Genomic DNA, 13,933 nt, shown 5'->3' on the forward strand with positions numbered 1-13,933 from the left:
GTGGCAAGTGCATGGCTGACAAGAATCAGTGCGCGATCTGCGCTGCGCAACTCCTTAATTCTGTTCAGGCTCTTCTCTTTAAATTTTGCATCACCAGTACTAAGTGCTTCATCAATAATCAAAATATCGGGTTCAACTACAGCAGCAACTGAGAAGGCCAGGCGGGCAAACATTCCAGATGAATATGTGCGCATCGGAGCATCGATTGCTTCCCCAAGTTCTGAAAAATCAGCAATCGCATCAAAATCGTTATCAATCTCTTCTCGTGACATTCCCGCAGCCAGACCACCAAGATAGACGTTATCGCGCCCTGTCATTGATGGATTAAAGCCAACTCCGAGGGCAAGCAGGGTACTGACACTTCCATAAACTTCAACGCGCCCCTGTGAGGGAGGAATGATTCCTGAAATAACACGCATCAACGTTGATTTACCCGCTCCATTAGAGCCAATGATCCCAAGCACAGCGCCATAGTGAACATCAATGTTCACATCGGTGAGTGCAGGAACAATTCGGGTGTACTTCTTGCCTTGACCAAGAGATTTGAAGCGCGCCTTTAACGTTGGTTTCTTTTCGATTGATGTTCTGTAAGTAAGTCCCAGGTCTCGCACCGAAACAGCAATGCCATGCTGGGCATGTTCGTGGTTAAAGTCGGACAGCGAAATCACGCTCCCTCGATAGGAAGATGTAGGAGCCAATCAATAAAAGTCCGAGAGCCCACAATGATGCGTGGATTAATCCATTCATTGTTGGAGCCTCTGCATGCACAACCACGCGAGACCAAGAATCTAGGAGATAGAAGAGCGGGTTGGCAATTTCAAATTTCTTGATACTTTCAGAAATGCTATCTGCCTCATACAAAACTGGAGATAAATAAAGAAGGCTGCGAGTCAGATAAGGCAAGATACTTGAAATATCTCGGAAATAGACATTGATACATGAAATCAGAATCGACATCCCGAGCGCCATCACAATAGCAATAAGCAAAATTGGAATAGCCCAGAGCATCTGCCACGAGAATGGCAAACCAATGAGAAGGTGAATTACCGTGAAGACTACGACGGTAGGTAAGAATTTAAAGAGGGCAATCACGGTAGCTGAAATCGGCAGCATGATGCGAGGAAAAGATGTGTTGAGAATCAGGCGTTCACCTGACGTAATTGCCTTGACTCCACCAGTGAGGCTATTGGCAATTAAGTAGAAGAGAAAAAGGGTCGCAGTTAGGTGTCCAAAGCGATTTGCATCGCTACTTCCACCAATGACGTAGATAAGCAGGAAGTAAACAGCGGATAAGAGCAAAGGATTTAGAATCAACCAAAGTTGACCAAAGAGAGATCCATAATTTTGTTGGCGTAGTCCTGATCGGGAAAACTCTGAGATAAAGGCTCGCCGGTTCCACAGGGAGGCAAAGTATTCCCGCATCGGCGGCAAGCCAGCGCGGAAAGGCTCGTAAATTACAACTGGTTTATCCACGTGCGAAAGGCTACCGCAGCCTGTTGCTACTTACTCCGATGAGGGCACGAGAGTCTTTGGGGAAGATATGAATCCAGCACCCCACGCGAAGTGCATCGTGGGTAACACAAGTAGCAACAGAAAGAATTCACGAATTGAAGACGAAATCTTTACTGCGGCTCCCAGGACAAAGAGCGTATAGATCGCAGCCGGGAAAAAAAGAATTGGCGAAAGGAGTAGTCCAAGTATTACTGATGCTAAGAACCCAACGAGTGCAACCGGTGGCGCTAGGTAACGATAATTGATTGTTCCCTTATGTCTTCTAGAAACTACTCTGCGCCAGCGGCCGTATTCAAAGTATTGTTTTGCAAGAGCGCGCACTGTTGACCGTGGGCGATATGTAACGTGAAGTCGGGGATCAAAGTAAATGACTCCTCCGTTTTCACGTAAGCGAAAATTGAGTTCCCAATCTTGGGCGCGGGTAAATCGTTCATCGAATCCGCCGATTGCAATCAGCGCCTCTCTGCGAAAAGCTCCGAGGTAGACAGTATCTACAGGCCCCGCTTCTCCTCCAGTGTGAAAACGTGATGCACCAACTCCGAATGCACTGCGCATTGCACCTGCAACAGACTTTTCAAAGATCGTTTTCCCAACAGCGGCCATAACACCGCCGACATTGACAGCGCCAGTCTTATTTAGCACCTCAACTATTAAGGAGAGGTAATTCTGGGGAATCTCAGCATGGGCATCGACTCGCACCACAACTGGATTCAATGATTGCCGAAGTGCAAGATTCAGACCCATCGCTGTCTTGCCTGTTGGGTTTTCTACAATCACAACTCGTGAATCTGCCGAGGCTATGCGCTTTGCAATTTCTAGTGTTCTATCTTTTGATGGACCGATTGCCAAAATGACTTCTATGGGGCCTTGGTAATCTTGTGAAAGTATCGAGCGAACTGAGCTCTCCAGATGTGATTGCTCATTGAGCACAGGCAAGATCACGCTAATTGATGGGTGCGGTGAGCCAATTAATTCATGCATTGGTGTCGCCATAACCCCTCCACGCTTTCGTGCAAGTAATCTACGTATGTGAAATCTACTCGGGCGATTCGAATAATTACATCACTCTCTTTAGGTGTTGTAATACTAGCCTCGCTTTCATGGGTTGGATTAGGTCAAGTCAGTGGTCAAATCTCGCGTATCGATGTTTTTGGAAAGCTCACAGACCGTCCTGAAAAAACTTCTCGGGCCCTTAATTACTTGGTTGTGGGTTCTGATTCTCGCGAAGGATTGAGTAAGGAAGAAATTCGAGCGCTACGTGTAGGTAGTACAGCAGTTGCTGCTGGTGGACGCTCAGACACAATGTTCTTAATTCACATTAGTAAGAGTAGAGATGCCGCATTTATCGTCTCCCTCCCCAGAGATACCCTGGTTCAAGTTCCCGCACATAAGAGCCAGGACGGAACGACAGATATTTCTGAACGCCCTGGAAAGCTCAATGCAGCATTTGCCTTCGGTGGCGCACCTCTGCTTATCCAAACTATCGAGACCAAGACTAATTTAAAGATTGACCATTACGTCGAAGTAAACTTTGCCGGATTTACTCGTGTAGTTGATGCCCTGGGTGGAATTGAAGTCTGTTCCAGCGTTGATATCGATGACCCAAAGAGCCACTTAGTCTTGAGTGCCGGCACGCACACCTTGGGTGGAATTGAGGCACTTAAGTATGTGCGAACACGTGATTACGATGGTCGCGGAGATATTGGGCGTATGGAGCGTCAACAGAAGTTTGTCAGTTCGGTCTTGCGCAAAGCCACAAGCAGTGGTGTATTGCTAAACCCAATTAAATTAGCAAATTTCTATAACGCAACTATTTCAACAGTGAAGATGGATTCTGGTGTGAGCAAGAATGACCTGCTCACCTTGGCAAAGCAGATGCGTAATCTCTCTTCCGGCAATGTGCGCACGCTAACCGTTCCAATTTCGGACCCCAATGGAAGAGATCCAGATGTTGGCTCAGTTGTGATTTGGGATGAAGAGCTAGCCGCAGACTTATGGACACGTATTCGTGATGATAAAGCGCTGATAGATGAGGTAAAGCCTTCACCAAGTGCTACAGCTGCGCCAATCAAGATCGATAAATTTAAGACGAAGACAGCGGCGGAAGATCCCTGCGCTCCTAAGAAGTAGTCAAAATGGAGAGATTTTAATTATGGCTGCAATAGACTCCTGCGCATGACCCTTAAGCTCTCGGTGATTGGCTGTGGTTATCTTGGCGCCACTCACGCTGCATGTATGTCTTCCCTCGGTTTCGAGGTTGTTGGAGTTGATACAGATCAGAGCAAGGTTGATCTTCTCTCTCGTGGAGAGCTTCCATTCTATGAACCAGGTTTAGATACCCTTCTTGCAGCAGAGATGAAGACTGGCAGGCTCTCATTTACAACAGATTTCTCGGCAGTTGCCGATGTCGATGTTCACTTTATCTGCGTGGGAACTCCGCAGAGTAAAGATGGGTTGGCCGCAGATCTGACCTATGTGAAGTCATCGGTTGCCGCAATCGCCCCACATCTTAAAGAGGGTTCACTTGTTGTAGGTAAGTCAACTGTTCCTGTAGGAACTGCTCAACTATTACGCGATCAATTAGCAATATCTGCCCCACAGGCAGACCTTGCGTGGAACCCAGAATTTCTCCGGGAGGGTTTTGCTGTTGAAGATACCCTGACCCCCAATCGCCTTGTTGTTGGTGTTGTAAATGATCGTGCCGAACAAATTCTTAAAGAGGTCTATAAGCCAATCATTGATCTTGGCACTCCATGGATTCGAGCAGACCTACCAACAGCAGAGCTTGTCAAAGTTGCCGCTAACTCATTTCTTGCGACAAAGATTTCATTTATCAACGCTATGGCTGAAGTCTGCGAGGCGGCAGGCGGAGACGTCACAGTTCTAGCTAAGGCAATTGGATATGACCCGCGAATCGGTAATCGATTCTTACAGGCAGGAATTGGCTTTGGTGGAGGATGCCTACCAAAAGATATCCGTGCCTTTATGGCGCGCGCGCAAGAACTTGGCGCAGATCAAGCACTTGAATTCTTACGGGAGATCGATGCAATAAATATGCGAGCTCGTCAACGTGTCATCGATGTTGTTCGCGCAGATCTTTCGGAAGACCTATCTCAATACAAGATTGCAATACTTGGTACAACATTTAAGCCGGATAGTGATGATGTGCGCGACTCCCCGGCACTTGATATAGCAGCTCAACTACAAGCAGCTGGTGCAACCGTTGTTGTTCATGACCCCAAAGGAATAGAACCTGCACGTAAGCGTTTTCCAAACCTTGATTACCAAGAAAAGGTAGTCGATGCAGTCAAAGGTGCTGACGCTATCTTGCACCTGACGGAATGGAAGGAATATCGCGAACTAGATCCATCAGTAATTGGGCAACTTGTGAAATCTAAATTCTTAATTGATGGTCGCAATATGCTCGATCGTAATCTGTGGCGTGCAGCTGGTTGGCGCGTACACGCACTAGGACGAACTGACTAGAAACCAGTTTTTTGATTGCGACGGGCGCTTAATTGAGCGCCCTTTGCTTTTGCCTCTTCATTGATTGCTTTGAGGGATTCTGCAACTTTGGCAGAGATTGCTGCATCAGAAATTCCAAGAATGCGCGCGGCAAGTATTCCCGCGTTCTTTGCATTTCCCACACCAACAGTTGCAACCGGAATTCCAGCAGGCATCTGCACAATTGAAAGAAGTGAATCCATTCCATCTAAATTCTTGAGTGCAACAGGTACTCCGATTACCGGAAGTGTTGTTAGCGAAGCGACCATGCCAGGTAGATGAGCTGCCCCACCGGCACCAGCAATAATTACCTTAAATCCTTTTGCTTGCGCCTTTTGGGAAAAATCAACCATCTCGAGTGGCATGCGATGGGCAGAGATAACATCTACTTCATAGGAGATGCCAAATGAGTCAAGAACTTTGGCAGCTTCTTCCATGACTGGCCAATCAGAGTCAGAGCCCATGATTATCGCTACATCTTTAGAATTACTCATCAACTGCCCCGCTCATGTAGTCCCGTGCATGCTGCACATCTGTGGTTAATTGTAGAAGGTCGGAGCCAATTGCGGTGACATGACCAATCTTGCGCCCTTTTCGAACTTCTTTCTTATATTGATGAAACTTAAGGTCGGGGTTTCGAGCCATTAGGTGTAAATACGGCCGATACATATCGGCTTTATGGCCACCTAAAATATTTCCCATCACAGCATATTGGTGGGTCATAGCAGGTTCACCAAGTGGCAGATCAAGTATTGCTCGCAAGTGTTGTTCGAATTGGCTTGTTCGAGAGCCATCGATGGTCCAGTGTCCAGAATTATGTGGACGCATTGCGAGTTCATTTACAAACAGGTGACCACCTTTTACAAACATCTCAACTGCCATCACGCCAATGACTCCTACTTCGGCTGCAATATCTAGCGCCAGCTTCTGCGCTTGTTCTGCAATCTCATCCGAGATGCACGGTGCCGGCGTGATGGTCATGGTGCAGATGCCATCTTCTTGCACAGTCTGTGTTGGGGCCCACGACGTTGCTTGACCATGAGGAGAACGTGCAACCATGACGGCAATCTCAGAATCAAATGAAATCAGCTCTTCAATCAATAATTTCGGGGTTTGCTTTAATATTTCCGCTAACTCATCCTGAGAATTAATCTTCCATACTCCACGCCCGTCATAGCCACCTGAAATCGCCTTTGCAATCAATGGGTACTGATCTACTTCAGCTGTCGTAGTGATGACGTTCCACGCTGGTGCTTGATAATCTGCCAACTTCTTACGCATCTCTGCTTTATCTTGCGAATATACAAATGCCGATGATGCTGGATACACACGTACACCTGCTGCCTCAAGTCCTTTAATAACTGGTAGCGGCACAAGTTCATGTTCGAATGTAATGACATCACAGCGCGCAGCAAAACTCTTGAGCGCCTCTAAATCTGTGTAATCACCAATAACATGGCTATTAATTTGAGCCGCTGAATCAGCTGCACTTTGGGCAAAGAGAAGGAGATTGATTCCGAGCGCCGATGCTGGTGCAACCATCATGCGCGCTAATTGACCCGCGCCAATGACGCCAACCGTTGGGAATCGCTCGTTCACTGCCTTATCGTAGATGAACGATGTCTCCAGCAGTAATTCGTGAGTCATCTTCCAAAATCAACTCCCCGTTTGGGCTGATACCGACGGCGACTCCGCTCTTGATAACTCCGCCCGGAAGTTCTGCCCGGACTTTTGCGCCAATACTGCTACAGCGTTCGAGATAGAGATGACGGAGATCCTCACCGGCTTCCCAGCGTTCTAAAAGATTGGCAAATTCGTTCAGGAATGCGGCCAAGATGACGTTGCGATTGAGTTCACCAAAATTTTGCAGCGAGAGTGAAGTTGCATGGGCAACAGGAAGTTCTGATTCTTGCATTGCGACATTAATTCCGACTCCAATAATGATGCCATCATCAGCCGTTTGAGCAATCATTCCGCCAGCTTTTAAACCACTCATTAATAGATCGTTAGGCCATTTCAGTGTTGAGGTAACTCGAGGGTCAAGTGTTGAGAGTGCGAAACTTGCACTGAGTCCGACAATGAGAGGTAAGAGCGACCACTCACTCTGTTCTCGCTTTGGTTGAATGTAAAAAGAGAAGAGAAGTGCTGATGCTTGCGGTGCCTCAAATTTTCTATCCAGTCTTCCACGTCCAGCACTTTGATAATTAGTAACAAGAACATCGCCGGTATGTGCCTCTGCCCGCTGTACGCGATTGAGTAAATCTTCTTGCGTGGAACCCGTGACTTCGACCACGCTTACCCGCCAGTACCGCGAGATTTTTTCAGAGATCTGCACGGTATCCAGCGGCGGCCTTGGCGTATCTGTGCTCACGACTAGTACCTTATGTTCATGAGCCCAGATCTGCACACTACCGCGGGGAAAATTGAAGACCTCCGCGAGCGAATTGATGAAGCCGTTGACGCTGGTTCAAAAAGAGCCCGAGAAAAACAGCATGCCAAGGGCAAAGGAACGGCTCGCGAGCGAATTGAGATGCTCGTTGATGCCAATTCATTTACTGAAATTGATGAGTTTGCACGACATCGTGCTCAGAACTTTGGAATGGATAAGAACCGCCCATACGGTGATGGTGTCATTATTGGAACAGCAACTGTCGATGGTCGCCCGATCGCGCTCTACTCGCAAGATTTCACCGTCTTCGGTGGATCACTCGGTGAGGTTCACTCTGAAAAGATTGTAAAGATTGCAGAGTTTGCACTCAAAGCAGGTATTCCTCTGATTGGTATTAATGATTCAGGTGGAGCGCGAATTCAAGAAGGCGTTGCTTCACTCAATGGTTACGGCAAAATCTTCCGTCTGAACACTCGCTCATCAGGAGTGATTCCACAGATATCCCTCATTCTTGGACCTTGCGCCGGTGGCTCTGCCTATTCACCTGCCCTCACAGATTTCACTGTGATGGTTAAGGAAACTTCACATATGTTCATCACCGGACCAGATGTCATCAAGACTGTCACTGGCGAAGATGTTGGAATGGAAGAACTCGGTGGAGCTTTCACGCACAGTACAAAGTCAGGAAATGCTCACTACATGGCAGATTCTGAAGCTGATGCGATTGATTATGTGAAGGCGCTGCTCTCCTATCTTCCATCAAATAATATGGATGGTTCTCCAGTTTTGCCTCCAACACAGAACCTTGATAAGAACTCATCTGATGTTGCACTCAATACCTTGATTCCAGATAGCCCTAATCAGCCATACGATATGAAGTCACTAATTTCAGCTCTTGTCGATGAAGGTGAATTCCTTGAAGTCCATGCTCTTTATGCGCCAAATATTGTTGTGGGTTTTGCACGTATTGAAGGACAATCAATCGGAGTTATCGCCAACCAGCCTTCACAGCTAGCTGGAACACTCGACATCAATTCATCTGAAAAAGCAGCACGATTCCTGCGTTTCTGTGATGCCTTTAATATTCCAATTCTTACCCTCGTCGATGTTCCAGGATTTATGCCTGGCACCGAACAAGAGTGGGACGGAATCATTCGCCGTGGCGCAAAACTACTTTATGCATACGCTGAAGCATCAGTTCCGCTTGTCACACTCATTACCCGTAAGGCATATGGCGGAGCATTTATTGTGATGGGCTCCAAGTACCTTGGCAGTGATATCAACTTTGCCTGGCCATCGGCAGAAATTGCAGTGATGGGTGCACAAGGTGCGGTCAATATCTTGTATCGCAAAGAGTTATCTGAATCTAAGGATCAGAACGCTAAGCGAGCCGAACTCATTACTGAGTACACCGAAAAGTTTTCAAATCCATACTTGGCTGCAGAGCGCGGGACTATCGATAGTGTGATTGAGCCTGAGGATTCACGTCAGTACATCACAAAGGCTTTCCGTACCTTAAAGACAAAGCGCGATACCTTGCCGGCACGTAAGCACGGAAACATTCCGCTCTAGCAATGAAATTCTCCGTCGTATCTGGAAACCCCACTCCAGAGGAACTCCTCGCGCTGCAAGCAGTCTTGGTCAACCATAAATCTGTTGATCTCACACCAGTTATTAAGCGAAGTGTCTTTGGACGACCTCAACTGCGACAACCTTTGCCTCATCACGTTGCTTTTGGCGCAAGAAAGATGAATTAATGCCCCGTATTGTTCTTGCTTCGCAATCAACTTCCCGTCGTAGGCTCTTAGAAGATGCGGGACTTAAGCCAACAATTATTGTAAGCAATGTTGATGAAGAAACTGACTTTTTCAACGCTATGAGCCCAACGGATATGGTGATTGCGCTAGCCGTTTCAAAGGCTCACACGGTGCGCGAGATGATTGATTATCCAGCCATCATTATCGGTTGTGATTCGACATTTGATGTTGATGGAGTTTCATTTGGAAAACCTGGAACCACAGATATTGCCATTGAACGCGCCAAGAAAATTAGTGGGCGTACTGGGCTACTTCATACAGGTCACTGCATTATTGATACTGAGAAAGGTATTGAAATTGCAGATCGCATCACCACGAAGGTGACATTCACCGATATGACCGAAGAAGAAATCACCGACTATGTTGCATCCGGTGAGCCCCTTCACGTCGCCGGCGGCTTTACTCTCGATGGCTTCGGTTCTCCATTTATTCCGGTAATTGAAGGCGATTACACCAATGTTGTCGGTATATCGATGCCCTTTCTTCGTGGCGCAATGAAGCAACTTGGATATTCTTGGCCACAGGTAAAGGAGATGTCATGAAGCGCGTTCTGATTGCTAACCGAGGCGAAATCGCCTTACGCGTTATTCGTGCCTGCAAAGACCACGGCCTCGAAAGTGTTGCCATGTACTCAGAGGAAGATCGCGATGCACTTCATGCACAGAGCGCCGACTTTGCTTACTCACTGAATGGAACACTTGCCAAAGATACTTACCTAAATATTCCAAAGATCATCGCACTTGCCAAAGAAGCAAAGGCTGATGCAGTACATCCTGGCTATGGATTCCTTTCTGAAAATGCCGACTTCGCACAAGCAGTCCTTGATGCAGGTCTGATCTGGATTGGACCTCCCCCAGCGGCAATCAGTGCGCTCGGCGATAAAGTCTCTGCTCGTCGCATTGCAGCAGCTGCTGGTGCGCCACTTGTTGCAGGTACAAAAGATCCAGTCACTGGTCATGGCGAAGTATTGGCATTTGCGAAGGAACACGGACTCCCTGTTGCCATTAAGGCTGCATTTGGTGGCGGAGGCCGCGGCCTCAAAGTTGCTCGCACTATGGAGGAAATTCCAGAGCTCTATGACTCTGCCGTGCGGGAAGCGATTGCAGGTTTTGGACGCGGTGAGTGCTTTGTAGAACGCTATCTTGATAAGCCACGCCACGTTGAAACGCAAGTGCTAGTTGATAAGCATGGCCACGCAGTTGTTGTTTCAACCCGAGACTGTTCATTACAACGCCGACATCAAAAACTTGTGGAAGAAGCGCCAGCGCCATTTCTCACAGATGCTCAGAATGAAGAGCTCTATCGCTCAAGTAAGGCAATTATGAAAGAGGCAGGGTATATCGGGGCTGGCACGTGCGAATTCCTGGTTGGGCAAGATGGAACAATTTCGTTCTTAGAGGTAAATACTCGTCTGCAGGTGGAACATCCAGTCTCTGAAGAAATCACGGGTATTGACCTAGTGCGCGAACAGTTCCGAATCGCAATGGGTGAAAGTTTAGGTTTTGATGATCCTGTTGTGCGTGGGCACTCAATTGAATTTCGTATTAATGGCGAAGATCCAGGGCGTTCCTTCTTGCCAGCTCCTGGTCGCATTACTGCGTGGAGTATCCCCACTGGTCCTGGCGTTCGGGTTGATGCAGGTTTCCGTAACGGTGATGTAATTGGTGGAAACTTCGATTCACTTCTTGCGAAACTTATTGTTACTGGCGCAACTCGCGAACAGGCCATTGAACGTGCTCGTCGCGCTCTCGCCGAGTTTGAAGTCGGTGGACTGGCGACGGCACTTCCGTTTCACCGCGCAATTCTTGAAGACCCGGCATACACAGAAGATTTCAAGATCTATACCAGCTACATTGAAAATGAATTTATCAATGAGATTCCAGCATTTGAATTTGTCCCGATAGATATCCAGACGAAGGTCGCGGCTGAGAAATTAGTTGCTGAGATTAATGGAAAGCGATTTGAGATTCTTGTTCATGCACCAGAACCAGTCGTCAAACGCCACCGTGCAAAGCAATCTTCTGTTACTGGCGCAGCAGGAACCGGGCTTGCATCTCCGATGCAGGGAACGGTGGTAAAGATTGCCGTGGAAGAAGGACAGAGCGTTGAAGCGGGTGACCTTGTTATTGTGCTTGAAGCCATGAAGATGGAGCAGCCATTAAATGCCCATACCAGCGGCGTCATTAAGAACTTAAAAGCTGTTATCGGTGAGACTGTGGCTAGCGGAACAGTTCTCTGTGACATTATTCAGGCATGACCTCAACCGAACTTCTCTACTCTGATCCTCTCGCCGCCGCTACACAAGCGGCGAAAGAAATCGCCCAGCGTACGGGTGTCCCATCACACGATGTTGCGCTGGTCATGGGTTCAGGTTGGGTGGGTGCAGCTGATGCACTTGGCACTCCTGCCTTTGAATGCAATGCAGATGAACTCACTGGGTTTTTAGCACCGGCGGTAGAAGGTCACTCTGGAAAAGTTCGCTCATATGAAATCAGTGAAAATGGCAAGACGATACGAGCGCTAGTTTTTCTTGGTCGCACACACTTGTATGAAGGCAAGGGTATGGAGCCAGTTGTGCATGGCGTACGCACTGCAGTCAAAGCCGGTTGCAAGGTTGTTATTTTAACTAATGCCTGCGGTGGAATTAACACCTCCTACAAGGTCGGTCAACCAGTCATTATTCGCGACCATATTTCACTCACCGCTGCCTCACCACTTTCAGGTGCAACATTTATTGATCTCACAGATCTTTATAGCAAGCGAATTCGCGAGATTGTGAAGAAGGAAGATGCATCTCTCGCTGAAGGTGTCTATGTCCATTGGCGCGGGCCTACTTATGAAACTCCGGCAGAAATTCTCATGATGCGCACCATGGGTGCCGATTTAGTGGGCATGTCTACCGTTCCGGAAGCAATTGCAGCTCACGCACTCGGTGCTGAAGTTCTAGGCATTTCCTTGGTAACAAATGCTGCAGCTGGTGTGACTGGCGAGAAGTTAAACCATGAAGAAGTCATTGCCGCAGGTAAAGCTGCTGCGAGTCGCATGGGATCACTTCTTAAAACCACAATTCCAAAGCTCGTATAAGGAAAGTTACTCTCTTCTTATGGATGCATCACTGAAAGCAGAAGTAGAGGCATGGATAGCTGATGACCCGGATCCACAGACAGCCGGTGAACTACAGAGAGCACTTGATGCCGGTGATGAAGAATTACTTAAGAAATACTTCAACGGATTTCTCCAATTTGGTACAGCAGGTTTACGTGGGCCGGTAGGACCCGGTCCTTCATCTATGAACCGCGCCGTAGTCGGCCGCACAGCAGCAGGAATTGCCGCCTATATGAAATCTCATGGAATGAAATCAGTTGTCATTGGTCAAGATGCACGTCATGGATCGGCTGAATTTACCCAGGAGAGCGCATCAATCTTCAGCGGTGCCGGCATGGATGTATACGTTCTACCTCGTCCGCTTCCGACGCCAGTATTGGCATTTGCTACGCAGTATTTGAAGTGCGATATCGGAATTATGGTGACTGCTAGCCATAATCCTCGACAAGATAACGGTTATAAGGTTTATGTAGGACCAAGCGCTGATGGAATCAACTACGCCTGCTCGCAAATTATCAGCCCGACCGATCATTTGATTGCCAAAGAAATCACTTTAGTGAAATCCATGAATTCACAGCCTCGCAGCAAAGAATGGAAAATCGTTGGTGAGGATGTCATTACCGAATACGTAAGGCGCACCGCACTCTTAGCCCCTCATCCCGGTGATCTCAAGATTGTTTACACCGCGATGCATGGCGTTGGTACCAAGACTGTGCAACGCGTCTTTAACCATGCCGGATTTGCGACGCTAATACTGGTTGATGAGCAATGCACTCCTGATCCAGAATTCCCAACAGTTGCTTTTCCCAACCCGGAAGAGCCTGGTGCAATTGATTTAGCACTGAAGAAAGCGCGCGATTTTGGTGCTGAGCTGGTAATCGCTAATGACCCAGATGCTGATCGGTGCGCGGTAGCAATAAATGATCCAAAAGTCGGCTGGCGAATGCTGCGCGGAGATGAGCTTGGAATAATCTTTGGTGAATGGGTTGCCCGTACCAAGCCATCTGGAACATTCGCAACTTCTATCGTCTCTTCCTCGGCACTGCAGAAGATTAGTGCGCATTATGGAATCGAGTATAAAGAGGTCCTAACGGGCTTTAAGTGGCTGGCAAAGATTGAGAACCTTTCCTTTGGATATGAAGAGGCAATTGGTTACGCCGTTGACTCCGAAAATGTTAATGATAAAGATGGAATATCGGCAGCAATCTTCTTGGCCCAGATCGCCACGGATTTAAAGCGCGACGGCCTCACTCTCTGTGACCTGCTCAACGAAGTTTGGGCCCGACATGGTTTTCATGGCACTGAGCAGATTTCAATCCGGGTCTCTGATCTATCGATGATTACTGGTATACTCGCACGGCTACGCCAGCACCCACCGCAAGAGATTGCCGGACGCAGCGTTGAAGCTATCGATGATTTAGCTGCTCCTACAAACGGTTTACCGCCAACAGATGGGCTGCGAATCTGGCTTACTGGCGGAATTCGAATAATCGTGCGCCCGTCAGGTACAGAGGCGAAAATCAAGTGTTATATCGAAGTCGTGACAGCAACGTCAGGTGAGTCACAGAAATTACTCGACGAAATTCGCCAACCTCTGAAAGAATTC

The 13,933-nt window shown here is 47.8% G+C and carries 14 protein-coding genes; 8 read left to right on the top strand and 6 right to left on the bottom strand.

Going from position 1 to position 13,933, the window contains the following annotated elements:
* From AC9UEP_RS03765 to AC9UEP_RS03775, 3 genes are all read right to left on the bottom strand, one after another.
* A partial coding sequence (locus tag AC9UEP_RS03765) for an ABC transporter ATP-binding protein (protein WP_509544121.1) occupies window positions 1-668 on the bottom strand: 668 nt, incomplete at its 3' end.
* Window positions 646-1,473 (bottom strand): ABC transporter permease, encoded by an 828-nt coding sequence (locus AC9UEP_RS03770; RefSeq protein ID WP_509544123.1) that lies wholly within the window; start codon window positions 1,471-1,473, stop codon window positions 646-648. The genes AC9UEP_RS03765 and AC9UEP_RS03770, both read right to left, overlap by 23 nt.
* A gap of 30 nt (window positions 1,474-1,503) precedes the next feature.
* Entirely contained in the window at window positions 1,504-2,505 is a 1,002-nt protein-coding gene (locus AC9UEP_RS03775; protein ID WP_509544125.1) for a glycosyltransferase family 2 protein, read from the bottom strand.
* A gap of 36 nt (window positions 2,506-2,541) precedes the next feature.
* Here AC9UEP_RS03775 and AC9UEP_RS03780 point away from each other — a divergent pair, with 36 nt between their 5' ends.
* Complete coding sequence (locus tag AC9UEP_RS03780; protein WP_509544126.1) at window positions 2,542-3,642, top strand: LCP family protein; 1,101 nt, start codon at window positions 2,542-2,544, stop codon at window positions 3,640-3,642.
* A gap of 45 nt (window positions 3,643-3,687) precedes the next feature.
* Window positions 3,688-4,998: a UDP-glucose dehydrogenase family protein gene (locus tag AC9UEP_RS03785; RefSeq protein ID WP_509544128.1), complete on the top strand. Its 1,311-nt coding sequence runs from the start codon at window positions 3,688-3,690 to the stop codon at window positions 4,996-4,998.
* On the opposite strand, the gene purE is transcribed toward AC9UEP_RS03785, so the two are convergent.
* Genes purE through AC9UEP_RS03800 form a run of 3 tightly spaced genes read right to left on the bottom strand, consistent with a single transcriptional unit; the run spans window position 4,995 to window position 7,387 of the window.
* Window positions 4,995-5,510: a 5-(carboxyamino)imidazole ribonucleotide mutase gene (purE, locus tag AC9UEP_RS03790; protein ID WP_509544129.1), complete on the bottom strand. Its 516-nt coding sequence runs from the start codon at window positions 5,508-5,510 to the stop codon at window positions 4,995-4,997. The two genes, AC9UEP_RS03785 and purE, sit on opposite strands and share 4 nt — an antisense overlap.
* Window positions 5,503-6,663, bottom strand: coding sequence for a 5-(carboxyamino)imidazole ribonucleotide synthase (locus AC9UEP_RS03795; RefSeq protein ID WP_509544131.1), 1,161 nt, complete (start codon window positions 6,661-6,663; stop codon window positions 5,503-5,505). Before AC9UEP_RS03795 ends, purE begins: the two co-directional genes overlap by 8 nt.
* A complete protein-coding gene (locus tag AC9UEP_RS03800) occupies window positions 6,620-7,387 on the bottom strand; it encodes a biotin--[acetyl-CoA-carboxylase] ligase (protein WP_509544133.1) in 768 nt (255 codons plus the stop codon). Before AC9UEP_RS03800 ends, AC9UEP_RS03795 begins: the two co-directional genes overlap by 44 nt.
* A gap of 12 nt (window positions 7,388-7,399) precedes the next feature.
* Between AC9UEP_RS03800 and AC9UEP_RS03805 the strand changes: the two genes are divergently transcribed.
* From AC9UEP_RS03805 to AC9UEP_RS03830, 6 genes are all read left to right on the top strand, one after another.
* Window positions 7,400-8,977, top strand: a complete 1,578-nt coding sequence (locus AC9UEP_RS03805) for an acyl-CoA carboxylase subunit beta (RefSeq protein WP_509544135.1) — start codon at window positions 7,400-7,402, stop codon at window positions 8,975-8,977.
* Between the two features lie 2 nt (window positions 8,978-8,979).
* Window positions 8,980-9,162 carry an acyl-CoA carboxylase subunit epsilon gene (locus AC9UEP_RS03810; RefSeq protein ID WP_509544136.1) on the top strand — a complete coding sequence of 61 codons (183 nt, stop codon included), beginning with the start codon at window positions 8,980-8,982 and terminating at the stop codon, window positions 9,160-9,162.
* Window positions 9,162-9,764, top strand: coding sequence for a Maf family protein (locus tag AC9UEP_RS03815; protein ID WP_509544138.1), 603 nt, complete (start codon window positions 9,162-9,164; stop codon window positions 9,762-9,764). Before AC9UEP_RS03810 ends, AC9UEP_RS03815 begins: the two co-directional genes overlap by 1 nt.
* Window positions 9,761-11,479 carry an acetyl/propionyl/methylcrotonyl-CoA carboxylase subunit alpha gene (locus tag AC9UEP_RS03820; protein WP_509544140.1) on the top strand — a complete coding sequence of 573 codons (1,719 nt, stop codon included), beginning with the start codon at window positions 9,761-9,763 and terminating at the stop codon, window positions 11,477-11,479. The genes AC9UEP_RS03815 and AC9UEP_RS03820 overlap by 4 nt, the downstream gene beginning before the upstream one ends.
* On the top strand, window positions 11,476-12,306 hold the full coding sequence (locus tag AC9UEP_RS03825) for a purine-nucleoside phosphorylase (protein ID WP_509544141.1): 831 nt from the start codon (window positions 11,476-11,478) through the stop codon (window positions 12,304-12,306). The genes AC9UEP_RS03820 and AC9UEP_RS03825 overlap by 4 nt, the downstream gene beginning before the upstream one ends.
* Window positions 12,307-12,325: 19 nt before the next feature.
* A partial coding sequence (locus tag AC9UEP_RS03830) for a phospho-sugar mutase (protein WP_509544143.1) occupies window positions 12,326-13,933 on the top strand: 1,608 nt, incomplete at its 3' end.

The sequence above is a fragment of the Candidatus Planktophila sp. genome, from assembly GCF_040402315.1.
Taxonomy (GTDB): Bacteria; Actinomycetota; Actinomycetes; order Nanopelagicales; family Nanopelagicaceae; genus Planktophila.